Origin of the sequence: Citrobacter arsenatis, from assembly GCF_004353845.1 — a bacterium.
In the GTDB taxonomy this organism is placed as follows: Bacteria; Pseudomonadota; Gammaproteobacteria; order Enterobacterales; family Enterobacteriaceae; genus Citrobacter; species Citrobacter arsenatis.
The window spans coordinates 3,442,605-3,464,906 of the sequence record NZ_CP037864.1 but is presented as its reverse complement, the minus strand read 5'-3'; the positions used below and the strand labels follow the sequence as shown (position 1 = coordinate 3,464,906).

Genomic DNA, 22,302 nt, shown 5'->3' with positions numbered 1-22,302 from the left:
TTTACCAACTGTTTAACGACGTATTGTCAATGATGTGTTAATATTGATGTAAAATAATTGTGAAGTAATTGTACTTCCAGGGAAAGAAAGTGATGACATTACAACTCTCAATCGTTCATCGTCTGCCGCAGTGCTATCGTTGGTCGGTGGGTTTCGCAGGTTCAAAAGTTGAACCGATTCCGCAAAACGGTCAGAGCAATGAGAACAGCTTGGTGGCGCTCAAATTGCTTAGCCCTGATGGTGACAGCGCGTGGTCAGTCATGCATAAACTCAGCCAGGCCCTCAGCGACATTGAGGTACCTTGTTCTGTGCTGGAATGCGAAGGGGAGCCGTGCCTGTTTGTGAATCGCCAGGATGAATTTGCCGCGACCTGCAGACTGAAAAATTTCGGCGTGGCTATTGCTGAGCCGTTTTCAAATAACAATCCGTTTTGAGCGTCAGCTTAGCGCAAGCAGCTGACGCGTGTATGCTTGTTGTGGCGCGTTAAATACGTGCTCGCATTGCCCTTGTTCCACGACCTCCCCCTGACGTAGCACAATAACCTGATGGCATAACGCGCGTACTACGTGCAAATCATGGCTGATAAAAATATAAGCCAGCCGATGTTTTTCCTGTAACGACTTTAACAACGTCAGAATTTGCGCCTGCACGGTTCTGTCGAGCGATGATGTTGGTTCATCCAGGATGATCAAGGAAGGCTTGAGAATCAATGCTCTGGCAATGGCTATGCGTTGACGTTGACCGCCGGAAAACTCCGCCGGATAACGATGCCGCGTTTCGCTGTCCAGACCCACTTCTACCATCACCGCTTTCACCTGCGCTTCGCGCTGTTCAGCTGACAGGGTTGGCTGATGAACGCGCAGCCCCTCCTCAATAATCTGTAGCACGCTCAGGCGCGGGTTCAGCGAGGAGTTGGGGTCCTGGAATACGACCTGAATGCGGTGACGAACCGGCAACAGCTGGCGACGATTTAAGGTATGCAGTGCCAGGCCATCGAACACAATGCTTCCCTGCGAGGTGATTAGCCGCAGAAGCGCCAGTCCGGTAGTGCTTTTTCCGGAGCCTGACTCTCCAACCAGCCCCAGCGTTTCACCGGGCCGGAGGGAAAAACTGACATTGTTCACTACAACGTTGTGGTCCACCACGCGCTTCAGGATACCTTTGCGGATGGGAAAGGCGACGCGGAGTTTATCCACTTCCAGCAGCGGAGCTTGTCCGGCAGGTAAAGGCACCGGATCGCCGGAAGGTTCGCTGTTTAACAATTTCTGCGTATAGGGATGCGTTGGCGCAGTGAGCAGCGGAGCGGCACGATTTTGCTCAACGCACTGACCGTTTTGCATGACCGCGACGGAATCTGCCAGCTTTTTCACAATGCTCAGGTTGTGGGTGATAAACAGTAACCCCATGTTCAGCTCGCGCTGCAACTCTCGCAGCAGTTGCAGGATCTGCGCCTGTACGGAAACATCCAGCGCGGTGGTCGGTTCATCGGCAATTAGCAGCTCCGGTCGGGTTAGCAGCGCCATGGCGATCATCACACGCTGGCGTTCACCGCCGGATAACTGGTGCGGGTAATCAGCGAGACGTTTGGCCGCCTGACGGATGCCAACGCGATCAAGACAGGTCAGAATCTCTGCCCGTGCGGCTTCCCTGCGCATTCCCCGATGCAGAGACAGCACCTCATAAAGCTGTTTTTCCAGGTTGTGGAGCGGGTTCAATGACACCATCGGCTCCTGGAAAATCATGGCGATTTTATTCCCCCGAACGCCGCGAAGCGTTTGCTCGTCGGCGTGAAGTAATGATTCGCCATGAAAGCGTATATCGCCGGAAAGGTAAACTGCGGGAGGGGACGGTAGTAACCGTAGAATAGAAAGCGCCGTCACGCTTTTACCTGAGCCAGACTCGCCCACCAGCGCCAGAGTTTGCCCGGCATCAACCTGCAGTGAGAGGGTATTGACCACGGTGCGCACGGTCTCTTGTTGGCGAAAACCTACCGACAAATTTTCAATAGCTAACAGAGGTTGTGTCATCTTAAATCGCCTTGTTGGGATCGAACGCGTCGCGTACCGCTTCACCAATAAAGATCAGTAGCGATAGTAGCAGGGCAACGGAGATGAACGCGGTGATGCCAAGCCACGGTGCCTGCAGGTTGTTTTTGCCCTGTAACAGGAGTTCTCCCAGAGATGGCGAACCAAGCGGTAGACCGAACCCAAGAAAATCCAGTGAGGTCAGGGTGGTTATTGAGGCGCATAAAATAAACGGTAAAAAGGTCAGGGCGGCGACCATCGCATTGGGCAGCATATGACGCAGAATAATACTGCGATCGCTTACGCCGAGCGCCTGAGCGGCACGAATATAATCAAAGTTTCGGGTACGTAAAAATTCAGCGCGCACGACGCCAACCAGGCTCATCCAGCCAAACAGCACCGTAATGCCCAGCAGCCACCAGAAGTTAGGCTGGACCACGCTCGACAGCAGAATGATCAGAAACAGCGTTGGCATACCTGACCAAACCTCAATGAATCGTTGCCCCCACAGGTCTATCTTGCCGCCGTAATAGCCCTGGATTGCGCCAGCCATGATCCCCATCACGCTGGAGCACAGGGTTAGCATCAAACCAAACAGGACAGAAATACGTGTGCCGTAGAGGATACGCGCCAGCACGTCACCGCCGTTGGCGTCTGTCCCCAGCCAGTTCTGCGCAGAAGGCGGGGAAGGGAAGGGTTTATCGGTGGCAAAGTTAATGCTGGTGGCCCCAAAGCGTATTGGTGCCCACAGGATCCAGCCCTGGTTTTCCAGGCGCTGCTGTAGCCACGGATCCTGATAATCAGCCTGGGTCGCCAACGGTCCGCCGAAGTCGCTTTCACTGTAGTTTTTGAACAGGGGGAAATACCAGCTATTGTCGTAGCGCACCAGCAGCGGCTTATCATTGGCAATCAGTTCTGAACACAGACTAAGACCGAACAGCACCAAAAAGATCCACAGCGACCAGTAGCCGCGGCGGTTGTGGCGAAAGCGCGCCCAGCGGGCCTGATTAACGGGGCTTAATCGCGACATTAGCGTCCCTCAAAATCAATACGGGGATCGACCAACGTATAGCTGATATCGCTGAGGATATTCAGCAGCAGGCCGATCAGGGTGAAGATATAGAGCGTGCCAAACATGACCGGGTAGTCGCGTGATACAGTGGATTCATAACCCAGTAGTCCCAGACCATTCAGCGAGAACATCACTTCAATTAGCAGCGAGCCGGTAAAAAACATGCTGATAAACGTTGCCGGAAAACCAGCGATCACCAGCAACATGGCATTGCGGAACACATGCTTCCACAGAATATTTTTCTCGCTGACGCCTTTGGCGCGCGCGGTGACAACATACTGCTTGCGTACCTCATCCAGAAATGAGTTTTTGGTCAGCATGGTCAATGCGGCAAACCCGCCAACCACCGTCGCCAGCACCGGCAGGGTAATATGCCACAGGTAGTCGGTCACTTTCTGATACCAGGGCAGAGAGTCAAAGTTGGCGGAAACCAGTCCGCGCAGCGGGAACAGGTCGTAGTAGCTGCCCCCGGCAAAAAAGACAATCAGCAAAATGGCAAACAGAAAGGCCGGTATGGCATAGCCGATAATAATGAATGCGCTGCTCCACACATCAAATCGGCTGCCGTTGTGCACCGCTTTGCGTATGCCAAGCGGGATCGACACCAGATAAATGATGAGCGTACTCCACAGACCGAGCGTAACGGAAACAGGCAGGCTGTCTTTGATAAGCGTCAGCACAGAGGCGCTACGAAACAGGCTATCGCCGAAATCGAAACGAATGTAGTCCCAGAGCATTTTAAAATAACGTTCGTGAATGGGTTTATCAAACCCATAGCGACGAGTGATTTCGGCGATCACTTCCGGATCCAGACCCCGACCGCCTCGATAATTACTGTCACTGATGTTTCCAACGCCGGTTTGCGCGTGGCTGGCGCGAACACCTTCGCTGCCCGCACCGGGTAAGGCCCCGCTTTGCCCGAATTCAATGGCGGCGACGGCCTGCTCAACCGGGCCGCCAGGGGCAATCTGCACAATAAAAAAATTGATGGTGATGATGGCCCAAAGCGTTGGGATCACCAGCAGCAGACGTCGAATCAGGTAAGCGCCCATTTATTCTCCCTGCCGTCTGGCTGCGGGCAGCTTCGCCGCTTTGTTGACGTCATACCACCAGTTGTCGAGACCAATGGTATAAATTGGGCGAATAGCAGGATGCGAAAATTTATCCCACCATGCAATGCGATCCTCTGCCATAAACCACATCGGCAACATGTAGTAGTTCCAGGTTAATACCCTGTCCAGTGCCCGGCCCAGTGGGATCAATTTGGCTTTATCACCTTGCGCCGCGATGATTTGGCCGATCAGTTTATCAATCACCGGGCTTTGCACCCCAGGGGCGTTATAGCTGGAGTCAATATAGTCAGAGGCCCAGAGAATTTGCAGGTCTGAACTCGGCCACGGCATCGCGCGATACAACCTTGGCATCATGTCATAGTCGCGACTGCGCAAGCGGTTGGTGATTTGCGAGTTATCCACCTGGCGGATATTCATCGTAATGCCCAGGCGCTGCAGGTTGTGCTGGAACGGCAATACCCACTGACTGTTGCTGCCTGCCGGGAGCAACAGTTCAAAGCTCAGGGGCTTACCGTTGGCGCTGTTTACGCGCTGCTGCCCCTTGAGTACCCATCCGGCCTGGTCCAGTAAGGTATCGGCTTTCAACAGGTTGTCGCGATCGTAGCCATCGCCTTGTGATTTTGGCGGCTGATAAATTTGGCTAAAGACCTCAGGGGGGAGATCTTTTTTCAACGGCGCGAGTATTACCAGTTCATCCGCATCAGGGTATTTCGTCGCGGCATATTCGGTATTCTGAAAATAGCTGTTGGTTCGGCTCCAGGCGTTATAGAACAGAGCTTTATTCATCCATTCAAAATCAAAGGCCAGCGTGATGGCTTCGCGCACCCGCCGGTCGCTGAACACTGGGCGTTGAATATTAAAAGCCAGCCACCGCGTATCCTGGGCGGATTCGTTTTTTTGTTCGTCTTTGATGATGTAATGATTAGCGAAATTTTTCCCGGTATAGCGCGTCGCCCAGTTTTTGGCATCGTTCTCAAGACGCAGGTCGAACGCACCGGCCTTGAACGCTTCAAAGGCGACGTTGTCATCCAGATAGTAGTCGTAGCGGATGGTGTCAAAGTTCCAGCGGCCACGGTTGACGGGCAGATTAGCGGCCCAATAATCTTTAACGCGCGAATAGATAATGTACTGACCCATCTTCCATTTCGCGATGCGATAAGGACCGCTGGCGAGTGGCGGCGATGATAAGGGATCGCTGAGCTTATGATCTTTCCAGTATTTCTCTGGCATCACCGGTAATGAAAACAGGCTGAGCATGTCCTCTTTACCCGGTTTGGCTAATTCAATACGTACGGTTAAAGGCGCGATGGCTTTTACCGTTGTTCCCTTGTAGACCAGACGAAACTGCGGCACGCCTTCAGTCATAAATTTATGGAAGGTGAATGCAACATCGCTGGCGGTAATGGGGGAGCCATCGTGAAAACGCGCCCGAGGATTAATGGCGATTTCTACCCAGGAATAGTCGTCAGCATAGCGTGCGCTTTCGGCGATAAGCGGATAATAGCTGCCAGGTTCATCGTCAGAGGTGGTAAACAGCGTATCGTAAAGCGTTTCGGTTCGCGCGCCGGGGTTGCCACGCATCGCATAGCGGTTGAAGTTATCGAAGGTGCCGATGGCAGAGAGGGTGATTTGTCCGCCTTTGGGGGCGGCAGGGTTTACGTAATCAAAGTGATTAAAGTTAAACGCGTACTTCGGTTCGCCCAGTACGGCAAAAGCATAGCTTTCTTTGATGGACTGCGCCTCGGCGCTAAACCCGATGAGGGCGATAAACAGCAGCAATACGCGAGGGATCATGAAAAGCGATTTCCTTTTCCTGCCACAACCCGACGGGCATCATGCCTGAAAGATAAGGGATGTAGCGGCGAGTGAGAGTATATGATTCGCATACAGCGATCACCACGTCGGCTTATTGGGCTGCGCCATCCAACGCACGAAATCAGCAAGCTTTAATGGTCGGCTAATCCAGTATCCCTGGAAAAAATGTACCCCACGATCGCGCAGCCAACGGGCTTGCTCAGGTGTTTCTACCCCTTCAGCAACCGTCAGCATATTAAGACGTTTAGAGAGTGTCAACACGGCGTCCAGAACCGGAGAGGTCAGAGTTTCTGTCCCAATGGCATTAATAAACCCGCGATCGATTTTCAGGTAGTCAACGGTAAAGCGCTCCAGATAGATAAGTGCGCTATGACCGGTGCCAAAATCGTCAATGGCAATTTCGAAACCTGCGGAATGTAGCCATTCAAATATCTTCGTGGCCTCGTTCTGATTGAGCATATCCCGTTCGGTAATTTCCAGCACCATCTGGAAATGGTTTGCGGGAAGCGAGGACTGCAGGTGATGAATGTCGTCTTTAAACGTTTCGCCATGCAGATGCGTTGGCGCGATATTGATCCCCAATTTTGCGCCAGCGGGTAAGACTTTTTTCAGCATCGGCGCGTCCTGGGCTATCAGCTTAAAGAGATGCTGGGTCAGCGGGACAATCATTTTCTGTGATTCGGCGTAGTGAATGAAGGCATCCGGTGGGATCTCACCCGTTGTCGGGTGATTCCAGCGTAATAACACCTCGGCACCTTTCACCTCCAGCGTTTGTACCTCTACGACGGGCTGATACACCACATAAAACTGGTTATGTTTGATCGCGTTGAGGATATCTTTGCCCGGGCGTAAACGAATGGTGTAGATGTAGTACCAGAGAAGAAGAGCGGCAATAATACCTGCCATACATCCCAACATAATCGAATACCAGACGTCGGTATAGGTCCACTCATCGGCATATAAACGAATCTGTAGCGGTATTCCTTCAAGAGTCGCCTGACGCCAGCGAGAGTGGGGTAGAGCGGATACATCAATGATCCGTGATGAAAATGTCGAAATTGCGTTATCACCGACGACAATGGCAATGCCGTCAAAATCATCCTGTCGGGCGGTATAAAGCAGGTAAGGGGCCAGATTAATATTGAGTGAGGTAAATACGCCGCTGTCAGTGAATGATGGATTCCGGTGCCAAATCATTACTGCTGGCTTGTCCGGCATCATGGGGGTGCCGGGGAGTAATTCCACGTCAATATTTCTGCTGATATCAAGGCTTGGGACCAGATCCAGAATCGGAGTGAACATTGAGCCGGTTGCGGAGGAGCAGAAAGCAATGCCGTTTTTGACCAATAGAAAAGCGCGAACGTTGAGGCTAAAGGCTGCGCTGGAGGTCAGTTTAGCGCCGACTTGCTGGCAAGTGTTGGCGACCAGTGGCTGAAGGGCATCTGTGGTGGTTTTAAGATCGGCGAAGTAGCTACTGACATAATTCTGGATATCGGCAAGAAGCGTGTCGTACTTAACGTCCCGTTTATGCCAGGTCACGAAAAATTGCAGGGTACTCACAAGGATTGCGACGATAAGCCCCGTTATCATACAGGAAAGCAGGATTTTCCGACCGGATGAAGAGGAGCGTCTGAACATAGATCCTTATTTTACCTGATTTAACCGCTTATTCTGTATGAATATAACCTGAAATGACTCACCATGTGAGATTTTTCTTAGTCTCAAGGTAACGCAAAAAAAAAGCACCGCCGTAGCAGTGCTTTTCAATATGTCTCATCAGGATAGCCAAGGGATAGCTGCCAAACGAAATTAACTGCGGCTCAGGACCCGGCGAGCTTCGTTGTAACGCTTTTTCCAGTAAGGCTCGTTCATGCTGGAAATTATAACGCCACTGCTGGTCGAGGCATGTACGAACTGGTTGTTGCCGATATAAATACCGACGTGTCGGCCGGTAGAACCAGCACGGAACAGAACCAGATCGCCTGTGCGCAGATTAGTGCGCGAAACGGATTTGCCCGTTTCCTGTTGTTCGTAGGTTGAGCGAGGAAGCTCTAAACCAAATTGCTCGCGAAACGTACGCTGTACGAAGCTTGAACAATCGATACCTTTTTTGGTGCTGCCGCCAAGGCGGTAACGCACGCCTTTCCAGTCAGCATACTGATCCATAATACGTGATTTAACATCGATATTACGGACCATATTTTCAAATTCATCCTGAGAGGCTTGCAGTGAAGAGTTATCTCCATTGCCCACAGCATGCGTCTCAGAATGCATATTCCTGGCGGTGTTCGTTGTGCTACATGCAGAAAGCAGAACCGCAACTGCTATCGCGGGTATGCCCCGCAAGATATATCTCAAAATCGGTTGAGATTTGACCATTGTGTTTGTTTTCCCTTGAAGTCCTTAACGATAAATATCGTTATAAAAAATGCCAAACGTGACGAGACTAATTACCATCGCACGATGAGACAATTCTTTAAGGTCAAATCTGTGGCAGAACGCACAAATTTATTCGTAAAGAGAATAATTATCCCGCGAGGCAAAACGAGTTCGAGATTACCCGATCGTTCCGGTCATTGCGAGTGATTTTGCGTGATTTCTTATAAGAAAAATTGATACAGAAAGTGAATAAACGGCATTGTCTAAATTAAGAACAATCAGGGCGAAAAATGTGCAACTCCCTCATTTTAAACATGAATAAGATGACAGAAGAATGACAATCAGAATGATGAAATATCGCCTGACATCATCAGGGAATCAGAAGTATCCCTGATGATGTTAATTACTCTGCGCTATTTGTTTAAAAATTGTTTGTTTTTACCGGGCAGATAATTCACGAACAGTGTGACTAATCGGTCGCTTAATGGCGTCATTAGCCACCAGGGAAGGCCAATCAAGACCACCGTCATGGAACCGACCACGATATCGGTAAGCCAGTGAGCACCAATCATTACGCGTGGGAAGGCAAAAACCACAGCGATAATAAGGCCGATTATTCCTGCGACTTTTCCGAAATAACGCAGCATAAATGCGGAAAAAATAAGCAGCATCATTCCGTGATCGCCGGGAAAGCTGTCTCTGGACGCATCTTTGGTCGGAATATGCAGCAGTTCGCTGACGCGATGAATATTATCCAGCATCAGAGTGGGGCTGGCGCGTTTAACCGGAATTAGCGCCTGACCTAACTGATTTAAAACCACTGCGGTGAGCAGCATAACCAGGCCAATAGCTACAATGCGGCGGCGGCCTTCCGACGTCTCTTTGAGCCAAAAGTGCAGCATCAATGCGCCCATAGCCAGCAATGAGCAGCCATCAAATGCCCGGTTATTGGTGATAGCAACAACCCATAAGAACAGCGGGCTTTCCACCAGCTTCTGATTAAAGAAGCGGAAAATGCCCGTATCCAGTGATGACCAGACCCCATGTCCCGCTGGAATATACCAGGACAGAAACAGTGCCAGGCCCGCAATATTAAGCAGGAGGATAAGAGGGTATCGGGTTTTCATCGTCGTTTACCATTGCTATAAAACGAAGGCAACCTTACGCGCTGGTGTCTAAACGAAGTCTCAACAATGCGCTCTGTAACGCATTCCAGTCGGTATCGGTATCGGAGATGAGTTCAATACGGCTATCTGGCGGTGCGACGTTTTGCGTCTCAATATGCCAGTCGTCTCCCTGGCGGTTAATGCGCACCAGTCCCTCTTTTATACGCATAACACCTTTCACGCGTCCAACGGGGGCAAGGCGCGACCACTCCAGCAGACCGATGGTATCGAATACCGTATCGGCGTCAAAAATCCAACCACAGGCCTGATGGCCCTGACCGCTGTTCAGGCTGCGCCGCCAGCGCTGTTGTGCGGGAAGACTCAATGCCGCCAGCCCTTTTTTGTCGGCATGATGATGATTATGCTCAGCGCTTGTCGGAAGCTCTGCCAGGTTGAGTCGGGGTAAATCCAGTAACTGTCCGTCAATTTGCCCATGGTCGGCATGAACCAACTGACGATTGCCGCCGTAGTGTTGCCACCAGGTTTGCAGGGCGTTTTCGCTTTCCGTCGTGGCGCGGTCGATTTTGTTGGCCACAATAATATCGGCAGCGGCCAACTGATCGCGGAAATTGTCATTGGCGACGCTTTTTTCATCCAGCAACAGCCGAGGGTCAAGAATACAGAGGGTTGCGCGCAAGTCGATCCACGGTTCGTAAACCGGTGCGGTGAGTAAATCCAGAATCTGTTTGGGATGTCCGAGGCCGGTGGGTTCAATCAGCAGCCGATCGGGCTTGCCCTGACGTAGCAGCGTATTGAGGCCAACCTGCATTGGCAGACCGTTAACGCAGCACATACAACCGCCGGGGATCTCTTTAAGCAGTGCGCCGCTGTCGGCCAGCAGCGCGCCATCGATGCCTACTTCGCCAAACTCATTGACCAGCACGGCCCACTTCTCTGCGGGATCTTTGTTCGCCAATAGATGAAGAATAGAAGTGGTTTTGCCACTGCCGAGAAAACCAGTGATGAGATTGGTTTTAGTCACATTTACTCCAGAATCATAAATTACCGTAATGGCATTTAACAATCCTGGCGAAAAACGGGGAAAAAGAGAAGGGGGGAGAGGACGAAGACGTGCTTCGTCCTGTTTAATGGCAGAAATCGTTAATTTTTTAACGTTTCAATGACAGCCTGACGCGCACCGTATTGGGCAATACGTTGCCAGGCTTGCTCAACGGCCGCGACAAACTGCGGATTCTGTACGAGATCGGTGGCGAAAATCTCGTACAGTGAAAGCAGGGCGCTGACGCGTTCTGATTCAGTGCTCTGTGCAACCAGGGCGGCAATTTTCTCGCTTAGCGGGTCACGAATATCAATTGCAGAGCCTGAATCATCCACTCCGCTCACGTAGCGCATCCAACCTGCGACGCCGAGCGCCAGCAGCGGCCACTCGCTTTGACGTGATAAATGTACGCGGATCCCTTCCAGCATTCGCTGGGGTAATTTCTGGCTACCATCCATCGCGATTTGCCAGGTTTTATGTTTCAGCGCCGGGTTGGAAAAACGCTCCAGCAGGCTTAAAGCATACTGGTCTAAATCTACATCGGTAATTTGCAGCGTGGGGGCTTGTTCGCTGAGCATCAGTCGGTAAGCGGCTTCACGAAATGCGCTGTCCTGCATACAGTCGCTGATGTGCTGAAACCCGGCCAGATAGCCGAGATACGCGAGAAACGAATGACTGCCGTTCAACATCCGCAGTTTCATTTGCTCCCATGGCAACACGTTTTCGACCATCTGGACACCTGCCGTTTCCCATTGCGGGCGGCCACACACAAAGTTATCTTCAATCACCCACTGGATAAACGGTTCGCAGCTGATTGCGCAAGGATCGGCAACGCCCAGCGCATGGGCGATCTCAGCCAGCGACTCTTCAGTGGCGGCAGGAACAATTCTGTCCACCATGGTACCCGGAAAACTGACGTGCTCCTGGATCCAGTGCGCCAGCTCAGGTGAGCGTTTTTTTGCCATTCCCAGTACGGCGTTTTTTACCACATGACCATTGTCCGGGATGTTATCGCAGGAGAGGACGGTAAATGGTTGCAGATCGCGTTCACGTCGTCGGTGCAGCGCTTCAACAATAATTCCGGGCGCGGAGTGCGGTTCAGTCGGCGTTTGCAGATCGTGAATTATTCGCGGATTAGAGAGATCCAACGAACCCGTCGCCGGATCGATGCAGTAGCCTTTTTCGGTGATAGTTAACGAGACAATCGCCACCTGAGGCTCGCAGAATTTTTCAATAATGGCTGCCAGCGAATCCAGCCTGGCGTTCAGGCACTCGTTGACGGCGCCGATGACGATGGGCTGATTGCCGTTTGCCCCTTTTTCTAACACGGTAAATAAATGATCCTGTTCGCGAAGCTGACTCATCAGCCGATCGCCGCTGAACAGGCTGATCTCACAAATTCCCCAGTCACCTCCCTGGGCATTCAGCACCCTGTCGGTTAATAACGCCTGATGGGCGCGATGAAAAGCACCGAAACCAAAATGCACGATCCGCGTTTTTAATTGCTGGCGATCGTACTGCGGCAGCATGACATTTTCCGCTAGAGGCGCTGAGGCAATAGTTTTCATTAAATACACCTGATTAACCATTAATTAACAATGGCAGTATAAAGTTATATGACAGCAAATTGAATTGGTGTGCCTCATTTATCAGGGGAATGTGAGCTGGATCAATCAATGACCGGCCATCTGTTGATCATCTATGGGATGCCTGTATGGTAGTCATCATTCAGATAGTTTAATTTGGTATAACAACTTGTGGGGTGAAACAATGGAACAAACCTGGCGTTGGTACGGACCTAACGATCCGGTATCGCTTGATGATGTGCGTCAGGCTGGCGCAACGGGTGTTGTGACCGCCTTGCACCATATTCCTAACGGTGAAGTGTGGCCGGTAGAAGAGATTCAACAGCGTCAGGCTATTCTGGCTGAAAAAGGCCTGACCTGGTCGGTGGTGGAAAGTATCCCTGTCCACGAAGATATCAAAACACGTTCAGGTCAATACCAAACGTGGATTGCCAACTATCAGCAGAGTATCCGTAATCTGGCGACCTGCGGCATCGATACCGTGTGCTATAACTTCATGCCGATCCTCGACTGGACGCGTACCGACCTCGAATATCAACTGCCGGACGGCTCCAAAGCGCTGCGATTTGACCAGATTGCTTTTGCGGCCTTCGAACTGCATATTTTGCAACGCCCGGGAGCTGAAGCGGATTACACCGCAGAAGAACAACGTCAGGCGCTGGACTACTTCAATGCCATGAGCGATGCCGAAATTGAAAAGCTGACCCGCAATATCATTGCCGGCCTGCCCGGCGCAGAGGAGGGCTATACGCTGGATCAGTTCCGCGCGCGCCTCGCTGAATATGACGGTATCAGCAAAGACGATCTGCGCAATAATATGGCGGTATTCCTGCGGGCGATTGTGCCAGTGGCAGAAGAAGTCGGCGTGCGTCTGGCGGTGCATCCTGACGATCCACCGCGTCCGATCCTCGGCCTGCCGCGTATCGTTTCGACTATCGAAGATATGCAGTGGCTGAAAGAAACCGTCGACAGCATCAATAACGGTTTCACCATGTGCACCGGTTCTTACGGCGTGCGCGCTGATAACGACCTGGTGAAAATGATCGAAACCTTTGGCGATCGAATTCACTTCACGCATCTGCGCTCCACCTGTCGTGAAGATAACCCGAAAACCTTCCACGAAGGTGCGCACCTGCAGGGCGATGTGGATATGGTATCGGTGGTCGCTGCTATTCTCAGCGAAGAGCAGCGGCGTAAAAAGGCGGGTGATTTGCGTCCTATCCCGATGCGTCCGGATCACGGACACCAAATGCTTGACGATCTGCACAAGAAAACTAATCCAGGCTACTCTGCGATTGGTCGCCTGAAAGGGCTGGCAGAAGTTCGTGGCGTTGAGCTGGCGCTGAAACAAACGCAGTTCCGCGATCTGCTGTAAGGCTAATAACAGGGATTTCGCCACAGGCGCAATCCCTGTTATTCATCAAGGCTGCGTTAGTGCCTGCTCCAGTACCGATAGCACCTTATTGATCTGCTGTATCTGCAATCCGCCAAAGCCAAAAAACATCACCGCATCACCGTTCTCCTTACGCCATGCGGCTTCTGACCCATTTTCTATATCCGGGAGAGTGTCAAACCGGATCCCAGCCAACATGCAGCATTGTTGCAGCCTGGCGATGGTATCGGGGTGTCTGTCAACGCGTAATGAGAGATGCAGACCCGCCGTTGCACCCGCGATTTTCCCTGCGGGAAACAGAGCGGAGAGGCCATCGCGTAACAAGGTGAGGCGCGCCGCATAGCTGCAGGCCAGCTTGCTGATATGCGTATAAAACACCTGATTTTGCATTAATTCGGCTAAAAATTGCTGCAACAACCACTGACTGCCGTTGTTGTTGAGCGCTTTCATGTTCTGTACCGCCGGGAGCAACTCATCAGGACAAATGAGATAGCCAAGACGCGCTCCTGGTCCCAGCGTTTTAGAAAACGTCCCCATATAGATAACCCGGTTGTGATAATCCATGGCTTTCAGCGCAGGGAGCGGGTTCTCGCCATAGGTAAAAACAGCATCGTAATCGTCTTCAATGATATAAGCGCCGACGCGCTGCGCCCATGTTAATAATGACTGACGGCGCTCCAGCGAAAGAACACTTCCCATCGGATACTGATGTGCCGGAGTCACATAACAAAGCTGGGTTTCATATTCGGGTAAATTATCTGTTTGCAGCCCGTGGTTATCTACGGCAATTGACGTAATGTTCGCGCCGTAATAATTAAACAGATGCCATGCGCCAGAATAACAAGGGGATTCGGTCACAACGTGACACTTTTTTTGCTGACTGACGGCATGATGAATAATAAATATTTGACTAAGCAGCGACAATCCTTCCTGAATCCCGTTAGTAATAATGATGTTCTCTGCCCGGGTATTAATACCACGAGATAAATTAAGGTATCTGACCAGTTGCTCACGCAGTGAAAATAATCCGTTTGGTGAATGATATCGGGTAAACAATTGTTCTTTTAGCACGCTGGGCGCGTTATTCCATTTTCGCCAACTGGCCCAGGGAAAAGCATTGGGGTCGGGGACACCCATCCGGCAGTAGCACTCCCGCCCCGGCTCTGCGTAAACATCGATAGAGACCCCGGCAGCTTTGGGCTTAACCGGCGGAGACCCTTGGGTTACGGGCACATGCGCTGGGGTTATACGTACAGGCGTAGTGAATATCACCTCATAACCGATGCCGTGTCGGCTCTTTATTAACCCTGCCGCCATAAGCTTATCATAGGCCATCACGACCGTTATTTTGGCCACGTTCAATACCTGCGCCTGCTCGCGAATAGAGGGAAGTTTGTCTCCACACAGCAAATCACCCTGCTGAATGGCCTGAAAATAAAATTGAAATATCTGCAATTGCAGTGGAGTACGGCTTTCTCTATTGAGAGTCAGTGTTAGCATGAGAAACTCCTTATTTATAGATGGCCACTATATTACGAATCTCAACTCTTTACTCTTTGATGAATCTCATAGAGTGGATGCTGTTCCTATACTCTGCTTTCGCTGTCTCTATTTTTGATTTTTATTATCCCTTAGCGTGTCGCTATTAAAAAAATGGAGGCAAGCATGTCGTGGATAAGAAAGAACGCACTGTGGTGCGCATTCGTTGGAGCGGTGGTCATGGCCCTGGCGATTTGGGGAGCGTGGCAAGGTGTTCATTACACCAGTACTACCGAATTTTGTTTATCGTGTCATTCAATGCGCACATCAGGAGAGGAGTATAAAACCAGCGTGCATTTTCGCAATGCTTCTGGTGTGCGTGCGGAGTGTAAGGATTGCCATATTCCGCCAGGCATTGTCCCGACGCTGGTTCGTAAAACGCAAGCCTTAAACGACCTCTACCACACCTTTATTTCACCTTCGATCGATACTCCTGAAAAATTTGCTGCAAAACGGGCGGAGCTGGCTCAGCGGGAATGGGCGCGCATGAGCGCGAATAATTCAGCGGCGTGTAAATCCTGCCACAGTTATGAGGCGATGGATCACGCCAGGCAATCGGCAAATGCGGCGGCGCAAATGACCGCAGCGGCGGCAAAAGACAGTAACTGTATTGATTGCCATAAAGGTATTGCCCATCACAAACCCGATATGAGCAGCGGTTTTCGCGATCGCTTTAAGCAGTTGCAAAGGCAGGGAGAGTCTTTATCGAATGCGACCACGCTGTTCTCGTTAAGTGAAAAAGCACTGACGGCAACGGCGGGGAGTCCCGCAGGCAAAGCGCTGTTATTTCCTGCCACCGAGGTCAAGGTGCTGCAAAAAGAAGGCAGTAACGTGCAGCTCGAAGTCACGGGCTGGCGTGAAAGCAAAGGGCGTGGACGAGTGATAACCCAGTATATGGGTAAGCGCGTTTTCTCCGCCGTTCTCGATGAGCGCCTGATGGCTAACGTAAAAGTTCTGCAAACCCAGGTCGATCCAGACTCACATCAGGAATGGCAGCAGGTGAGCGTCACTGCCTGGACCTCCGGGCAGGACTTTATCAGCACGCTTGATCCCATCTGGGAATACTCAGATCAAATGCTGCAATCTACCTGTAGCGCCTGTCATAGCACGCCTCCTGCCACCCGATATACCGCCAACGGCTGGATTGCCGGATTGAAAGCGATGTCGACTTACTATCGTCTCAACCCGGTGGAGGAACGTACGTTGCTGAAATACCTCCAGACTCACGCCAGCGATGTATCTGAACCCAATAAAAAGTAAGGATAATGTATGGATATTCATGATTTTAATCCGTCCCGCCGCCGTTTTCTGAGCGGCATGCTGGCGGTGGGTGCTGCCAACGCCCTGGCACCCAATCCGTTGATATCAAAAGTGTGGGCGGCGGGAGAAAATCCCGAGCAGTGGATCCTGTCCGGTTCACATTATGGTGCTTTTGAAGCCAAAGTGGTCAACGGCGAGTGGACAGAAACCCGCCCGTTCAAACATGACAAATACCCTTGCGATATGCTGAACGCGGTGCGTGAAGTGGTCTACAACCCTTCACGGGTACGCTATCCGATGGTGCGTCTGGACTGGCTGCGTAAGCGTGAGAAATCGGACCGCAGCCAGCGCGGAGATAACCGTTTTGTGCGGGTAAGCTGGGATCGGGCGCTGGATCTGTTTTACGAAGAGCTGGAGCGGGTGCAAAAAACCTACGGCTCATCGGGCGTATTTACCGGGCTTGCCGACTGGCAAATGGTGGGCAAATACCATAAAGCAGGCGGGGCGATGGACCGGGCACTTGGCCTGCATGGCAGCTACGTGACGACCGTTGGTGACTATTCTGCGGCAGCGGCGCAGGTCATTTTGCCGCATGTAATCGGTTCGCTGGAAGTTTATGAACAGCAAACGTCGCTGCCGCTGGTTATTCAGAATAGTAATACCATCGTGCTGTGGGGCTGCGATCCGATCAAGAATCTGCAGATCGAGTTTCTGGTTCCCGATCACGATGCGTTTGGTTACTGGCAGCAGATAAAAGAGGCGGTAGCGCTGGGTAAGATGCGCGTTATCAGCGTTGATCCGGTGCGTAGCAAGTCGCAAAACTATCTTGGCTGTGAACAACTGGCGCTCCGCCCACAAACGGATGTTGCGCTAATGCTGGCACTGGCGCATACCCTGTACGAAGAAAAACTGTACGACACGGCGTTTATTACCGATTACACCGTCGGCTTTGAGCAGTTTTTGCCATATCTGCTGGGCGAAAGCGATAAACAGCCGAAAAATGCCGAATGGGCGGCGGAAATTTGTGGTCTGACCGCCGAGCAGATCCGTGACTTTGCCCGCCTGCTGGTCAAAGGCCGGACACAGTTTATGGGCGGCTGGTGCGTCCAGCGCATGCACCATGGCGAACAATATCCGTGGATGCTGGTGGTGCTGGCCAGCATGGTTGGCCAAATTGGTTTGCCAGGCGGCGGGGTAGGGTTTGGCTGGCACTATAACGGCGGTGGCACGGTGACATCCGCAGGCCCCGTACTCTCCGGACTAGGGAGCATCGCTAATCCTCCACCGGCGAAATATAAAGCGGATTTCCGCGGTGCATCGGAGCATATCCCCACTTCGCGCATCGTGGACTGCCTGCTTGAGCCGGGCAAAAAAGTTGCCTTTAACGGTGAAACGTTAACCTGGCCTGACATCAAAATGGCGATCTACAGTGCGGCCAATCCGTTCCATGCGCAGCAGGACAGGAACCGCATGATCGACGCGTGGAAAAAGCTGGAAACCGTGGTGGTGTTGGATCATCAATGGACCGCGTCGTGCCGTTTTGCCGATATCGTCTTGCCCGTTACCACCCGCTTTGAACGTAACGATATTGAGCAGTTCGGCACGCATTCGAATAAAGGGCTGATGGCTCTGCATCAGATTGTTAAACCGCAATATGAAGCGCGGCATGATTTTGACGTATTTGCCGGGTTGTGTAAGCGCTTTGACAAGGAAAAGGTGTACCGCGAGAACCGGGATGAAATGCAGTGGATACAGGCGCTTTATGATGAAGGCGTGAAGATGGGCGCATCGCTCGGTGTCTCCTTACCGGACTTTGCTACCTTCTGGCAGGGCGAAGGATACATTGAATATCCGGCCGGACAGCCGTGGGTGCGTCACGGTGAGTTTCGCGAGCAGCCAGATCTTAATCCGCTGGGAACGCCGTCAGGACTTATTGAAATCTACAGCAAAACTATTGCGGGCTTCGCCTACGAGGATTGTCCGGGGCATCCGGTATGGATGGAGCCATTTGAACGTACCCATAGCAGTAAAACAGATAAATACCCGTTGCATTTGCAATCCTGCCATCCGGATAAACGTCTGCATTCCCAACTTTGCTCGAGCGAGGCGTTTCGTAATACCTATGCGGTTGCCGGCAGAGAGCCGCTTTATATCAGCGAACAGGATGCCACCGCGCGGGGTTTAAAAGCCGGTGATATCGCCCGCGTCTTTAACGCGCGTGGTCAGGTGCTGGCAGGCGTGGTTATTAGCCCGGATTTTACCCCTGGCGTGGTTCGCATACATGAAGGCGCGTGGTACTCCCCGCAGGAAGGGGGAAAAGCCGGGACGTTATGCACCTATGGCGACCCGAACGTGCTGAGCGCAGATATCGGTACTTCACAGCTGGCGCAGGGTCCTTCAGCGCATACCGTGCTGGTGGACGTTGAGCGTTATCAGCCGAAAGCCCCGCAGGTGACGGCATTCGGTGGTCCGCAGACGGTAAAAGAGGAGGGGACAAGTGCAGCATAATCAAATCTATCAGCAGCGGGCGGCGATCTATCAGTGGTTTTCGCAGTTGTTATTTCGTGAGCTGGATGACAAGCAGCTCGCCAGCCTGGAAAACGGTGATAACCGGGCGTGGATTGCCTCACTGGCGGCGATCCCCGGATTGTCTGATGAGGTTAAACATTTTGAGCGTAGCCTGGCCCGGGTTTTGCGTCGTGAATCCCGACAACTGGAGCTGGCAGCGGATTTTGCCTCGCTGTTTCTGCTGGCCCCGCCTGCGAGTGTTTCTCCCTATGCTGGACACTATCCGCACACGACCACGGCGGCAGAACGTCGGCAAATGAACGTGCTGTTGGTCGAGCAAGGGCTGGTGGTGCGGGCAAATGAACCCTCCGATCATATTGCCGTACAGTTGGCATTAATGGCGAGGATGGTTGCCAAAGAGGAGACGTTCTCCGCGCAATATTACTTTTTGCATCATCACATTATGTGCTGGGCATCGTTGCTGCGCGATAGCTGCCTGGCGCGTGATGAGGAGGGTTTTTATTCGCGGGCGGTTAGCCTGATAGTGCGTTTTATGCGCGAGGATGAACAGTATCTGGAATCGTTGCTGATGGATGATTTTTATCTCAGCAGCCAGCACTGAATATGACAAAGGGACAACCTGTGCTGGCGGAGGTAAAGAACAGGCTATCTCGGAGAAAGAGTTCCGTTCATCTCATGCTCATCGCTTCAACGCTCTGACTTCCAGTTAACACTTTTTTGCTGTTTAAACAAAAAACGCAGATGGTCAGGTGTGGGTTGGTCCGGCTGAAAATTGCCGACGTGTTTTCGTAAGGCCGGGAGAACCCGCTGGGATGCGGGTTCAGGGCGCGCTTTGCAGGGATGCTACCTCACGCCCGGCCCGGTAGCCTGAAGAAATGAGCGGAGGGGACCACGAAGTGGCAATTTTCCCGCCGGGAGCCGGGATTGTTAAGGGTACGGCGATAGTACCCTTAACACGTTCACAGGCAGTATTGTTTCAGATAAGTGATATCACTAAAGTGAACGGAACATTTTGCCAGAGACAACATGTCATTATCTTTGGTTCACCTGTAACGACAGGAGATTAATCTGCACGGCCCATATAGCGACGTTCTTCGATATGAATACGGATTTTTTCACCCGCGCTCAGATACTCAGGAACCTGGATCACCAGGCCGGTGCTCAGGGTCGCTGGCTTGTTGCGCGCACTCGCTGACGCGCCTTTAATACCCGGTGAGGTTTCAACGATTTCCAGGTCTACGGTCTGCGGCAGTTCCAGCGCCAGCAACTGGCCGTCCCAGGTCAGTACCTGCATGTCCGGCATTCCGCCTTCCGGGATGAACAGCAGCTCTTCTTCAATCTGGTCTTTGGTAAAGGTATACGGGGTATAGTCTTCTTTATCCATAAAGACATATTCGTTGCCATCAACGTAGGAGAAATCAACCCCACGGCGGCTCAGAGTGACGGTATCGACGATATCGTCGCCTTTGAAGCGTTCTTCAACTTTCAGACCGGTACGGACATCAGAAAAACGCATTTTGTACAGCGTGGCTGCACCACGTGCGGACGGTGATTGAATATCGATATCTTTTACAATCAGCAGCTTGCCGTTGTAGTTTAGTACCATACCTTTTTTAATTTCGTTCGCTCTTGGCATCGAAAAAATCCTGTAGTGAGGAGTGTCTAAAATATCGCGTAAAACTACTCGCGCCGGGGCATTCAGGCAAGCGGAATTCATGCTTTTGCTGGTGCAAAAAAGGTGGTACTGTGCGCTTCCCGCACAATCCGATGGTTTACGATAAAGAGAGTACTGTATGGAATGCCGTCCGGATTGTGGTGCATGCTGCACCGCGCCTTCAATCTCCAGTCCCATCCCCGGTATGCCTGATGGCAAGCCCGCTAATACACCCTGCGTTCAGTTGGATGAATCGCTGCGCTGTAAAATTTTTGCTTCGCCGCTGCGGCCAAAAGTGTGCGCCGGTTTACAGCCCAGTGCGGAAATGTGCGGGCAGACGACGCACCAGGCCATGATTTATCTCATCGAGCTGGAAGCGCTGACCGCACCTTAAATGTCTTTAATGCGCGCCAGGCACACGACGGTGGCGACGATCATCACCAGTGCAAACCAGAACACCGCGTGATAGTTCCAGATTTCAGCGGCAATCCCCGCCAGCGAACCGGCAATAATCCAGCCTACGCGAATGGTATTCGTGTAGAGCGTGGTGGCTGAACCAGCCTGTCCCGGCATCAGATCCTGAAAATAGAGCATGCCAATCCCGCCGAGGATGCCGATGTAAATCGCGTTCAGCAGCTGTAAGCCGAGTAATATCGCCGGAGAGTGGGCCAACAGCATGCCGGCATAAAAGAAAAATCCGGCGACGACGGCAATTCTCATCAACAGGCGTTTGCCCAGACGCTTAGCGAAGTATCCAGCAATCAGCATGGTTGGGATTTCCAGTCCGGCGGCGGTTCCCATCATGATGCCCGCCAGTTTTTCCGGCAGATGCAGTTCGTTGATAATAAACAGCGGCATATTAATGATGTAGAGACTATTCGTTCCCCACATTAATGTGCAGATAACAAACAGCAGCAGCGTGTCGCGTCGATTGCGGCGCGGGGCTTCTACCGCGCCCGTCGCGAGAGGCACGTTTTTACTCATTGAGGGTAAGAACAGCCAGACCATTACGCCGCAGACAACAAACGCCACCGCCGCACTGAGATACATCACCGTAAAGCTGAACCCCATGGCCAGCGCGTACGCCAACGGTGGGCCAATTACCCAGGCCAGTGAAACCTGCGCACGCAATATTGAGCTGAACATGACGGCTTCCCGACCCGTACGGTCGGCATGTTCGCGGGCGAGAGCAAACATTTGCGGGTTGGCAGTCGATCCAAAGCTGCTGAGGAAAACCCCAATAAACAGCAGAATAAAATAGTTACGGTTCCAGGCAAACAGCACGCAGGCCAGCATTCCCAGCACGCAGCAAAATACAATCAGGTTTTTGCGATCGCCTTTTTTATCCGAACGTCCGGCCAGAAACTGACTCACCAAAATGCCGATCACGGCGCTACCGGTAAAAAAGAAGCCGACCATGCCGGGACGGGCATGGACTTCATCAGTAAGAAAAAGGCTGAGCGTTGGTGTCTGCAACGCACCGGCGATACCCGTCAAAAATGCGACAAGCAGGAACGCCGAAGACGTCAAATCAAACGCCTTGGGTGTGGCGGCTACGGGGGTGTTATGCATGTTTTGATATCAATGATGTGAAGAGACGCGGAGTTTACGCTGCTTGTCAGAAAATAAACAGGGAGCCAAATCAAAATCGGCATCAAAAATCAAAATAGCATTTCAGTCAGAGATTGCCGTTTGCTGACGCTGCTGAATTTGCCTGGCTGACGCCGTTTTTGCGTCAGCAGTTTTTTCTCCTTCGCAGAGAAAATGTGCGTTATCTCTAAATTCAGCAAGTAATTTGTCAACTTTACTTGT

General features: G+C 51.9%; 18 protein-coding genes. 6 read left to right on the top strand and 12 right to left on the bottom strand.

Annotation, left to right across the window (positions count from 1 at the left end; all coding sequences use genetic code 11):
* Positions 1–89: 89 nt before the first annotated feature.
* A complete protein-coding gene (locus E1B03_RS17890; RefSeq protein WP_029139605.1) occupies positions 90–434 on the top strand; it encodes a YejG family protein in 345 nt (114 codons plus the stop codon).
* A gap of 3 nt (positions 435–437) precedes the next feature.
* Here the strand turns inward: E1B03_RS17890 and yejF are convergent, their stop codons facing one another.
* The 9 genes from yejF to E1B03_RS17845 form a co-directional block, all read right to left on the bottom strand.
* Complete coding sequence (gene yejF / locus E1B03_RS17885) at positions 438–2,027, bottom strand: microcin C ABC transporter ATP-binding protein YejF (protein ID WP_103770425.1); 1,590 nt, start codon at positions 2,025–2,027, stop codon at positions 438–440.
* Between the two features lies 1 nt (position 2,028).
* Positions 2,029–3,054, bottom strand: coding sequence for an ABC transporter permease (locus E1B03_RS17880; protein WP_103770426.1), 1,026 nt, complete (start codon positions 3,052–3,054; stop codon positions 2,029–2,031).
* Positions 3,054–4,148: a microcin C ABC transporter permease YejB gene (locus E1B03_RS17875; RefSeq protein WP_003834575.1), complete on the bottom strand. Its 1,095-nt coding sequence runs from the start codon at positions 4,146–4,148 to the stop codon at positions 3,054–3,056. Before E1B03_RS17875 ends, E1B03_RS17880 begins: the two co-directional genes overlap by 1 nt.
* Entirely contained in the window at positions 4,149–5,963 is a 1,815-nt protein-coding gene (locus E1B03_RS17870; RefSeq protein ID WP_133086687.1) for an extracellular solute-binding protein, read from the bottom strand. It abuts the gene before it with no gap.
* Between the two features lie 99 nt (positions 5,964–6,062).
* Positions 6,063–7,622: a cyclic di-GMP phosphodiesterase gene (locus tag E1B03_RS17865; RefSeq protein ID WP_103770428.1), complete on the bottom strand. Its 1,560-nt coding sequence runs from the start codon at positions 7,620–7,622 to the stop codon at positions 6,063–6,065.
* A 171-nt stretch (positions 7,623–7,793) separates the two neighbouring features.
* On the bottom strand, positions 7,794–8,363 hold the full coding sequence (mepS, locus tag E1B03_RS17860; protein WP_003027474.1) for a bifunctional murein DD-endopeptidase/murein LD-carboxypeptidase: 570 nt from the start codon (positions 8,361–8,363) through the stop codon (positions 7,794–7,796).
* Positions 8,364–8,776: 413 nt separating this feature from the next.
* Positions 8,777–9,490, bottom strand: a complete 714-nt coding sequence (locus tag E1B03_RS17855; protein ID WP_133086686.1) for a phosphatase PAP2 family protein — start codon at positions 9,488–9,490, stop codon at positions 8,777–8,779.
* Between the two features lie 34 nt (positions 9,491–9,524).
* On the bottom strand, positions 9,525–10,511 hold the full coding sequence (locus tag E1B03_RS17850) for a CobW family GTP-binding protein (RefSeq protein ID WP_133086685.1): 987 nt from the start codon (positions 10,509–10,511) through the stop codon (positions 9,525–9,527).
* 119 nt (positions 10,512–10,630) lie between these two features.
* On the bottom strand, positions 10,631–12,097 hold the full coding sequence (locus E1B03_RS17845) for a mannitol dehydrogenase family protein (RefSeq protein ID WP_133086684.1): 1,467 nt from the start codon (positions 12,095–12,097) through the stop codon (positions 10,631–10,633).
* 202 nt (positions 12,098–12,299) lie between these two features.
* Here E1B03_RS17845 and uxuA point away from each other — a divergent pair, with 202 nt between their 5' ends.
* Positions 12,300–13,490: a mannonate dehydratase gene (gene uxuA, locus E1B03_RS17840; protein WP_103770432.1), complete on the top strand. Its 1,191-nt coding sequence runs from the start codon at positions 12,300–12,302 to the stop codon at positions 13,488–13,490.
* 45 nt (positions 13,491–13,535) lie between these two features.
* On the opposite strand, the gene pdxR is transcribed toward uxuA, so the two are convergent.
* Entirely contained in the window at positions 13,536–15,008 is a 1,473-nt protein-coding gene (gene pdxR / locus E1B03_RS17835) for a MocR-like pyridoxine biosynthesis transcription factor PdxR (protein ID WP_103770433.1), read from the bottom strand.
* Positions 15,009–15,173: 165 nt separating this feature from the next.
* Between pdxR and torC the strand changes: the two genes are divergently transcribed.
* Genes torC through torD form a run of 3 tightly spaced genes read left to right on the top strand, consistent with a single transcriptional unit; the run spans position 15,174 to position 19,437 of the window.
* Positions 15,174–16,307: a pentaheme c-type cytochrome TorC gene (torC, locus tag E1B03_RS17830; RefSeq protein WP_103770434.1), complete on the top strand. Its 1,134-nt coding sequence runs from the start codon at positions 15,174–15,176 to the stop codon at positions 16,305–16,307.
* A gap of 9 nt (positions 16,308–16,316) precedes the next feature.
* Positions 16,317–18,815, top strand: coding sequence for a trimethylamine-N-oxide reductase TorA (gene torA / locus E1B03_RS17825; RefSeq protein WP_133086683.1), 2,499 nt, complete (start codon positions 16,317–16,319; stop codon positions 18,813–18,815).
* Positions 18,805–19,437 (top strand): molecular chaperone TorD, encoded by a 633-nt coding sequence (gene torD / locus E1B03_RS17820; RefSeq protein ID WP_133086682.1) that lies wholly within the window; start codon positions 18,805–18,807, stop codon positions 19,435–19,437. The genes torA and torD overlap by 11 nt, the downstream gene beginning before the upstream one ends.
* Positions 19,438–19,899: 462 nt before the next feature.
* Here the strand turns inward: torD and yeiP are convergent, their stop codons facing one another.
* Complete coding sequence (gene yeiP / locus E1B03_RS17815; RefSeq protein ID WP_005129255.1) at positions 19,900–20,472, bottom strand: elongation factor P-like protein YeiP; 573 nt, start codon at positions 20,470–20,472, stop codon at positions 19,900–19,902.
* Between the two features lie 157 nt (positions 20,473–20,629).
* On the opposite strand from yeiP, the gene E1B03_RS17810 reads away from it, so the two are divergent.
* Positions 20,630–20,884, top strand: coding sequence for a YkgJ family cysteine cluster protein (locus E1B03_RS17810; RefSeq protein WP_103770437.1), 255 nt, complete (start codon positions 20,630–20,632; stop codon positions 20,882–20,884).
* On the opposite strand, the gene setB is transcribed toward E1B03_RS17810, so the two are convergent.
* The gene (gene setB / locus E1B03_RS17805; RefSeq protein WP_103770438.1) at positions 20,881–22,062 is read right to left on the bottom strand and encodes a sugar efflux transporter SetB; all 1,182 of its coding nucleotides are present in this window, start codon (positions 22,060–22,062) and stop codon (positions 20,881–20,883) included. The genes E1B03_RS17810 and setB overlap by 4 nt on opposite strands.
* Between the last annotated feature and the right edge of the window lie 240 nt (positions 22,063–22,302).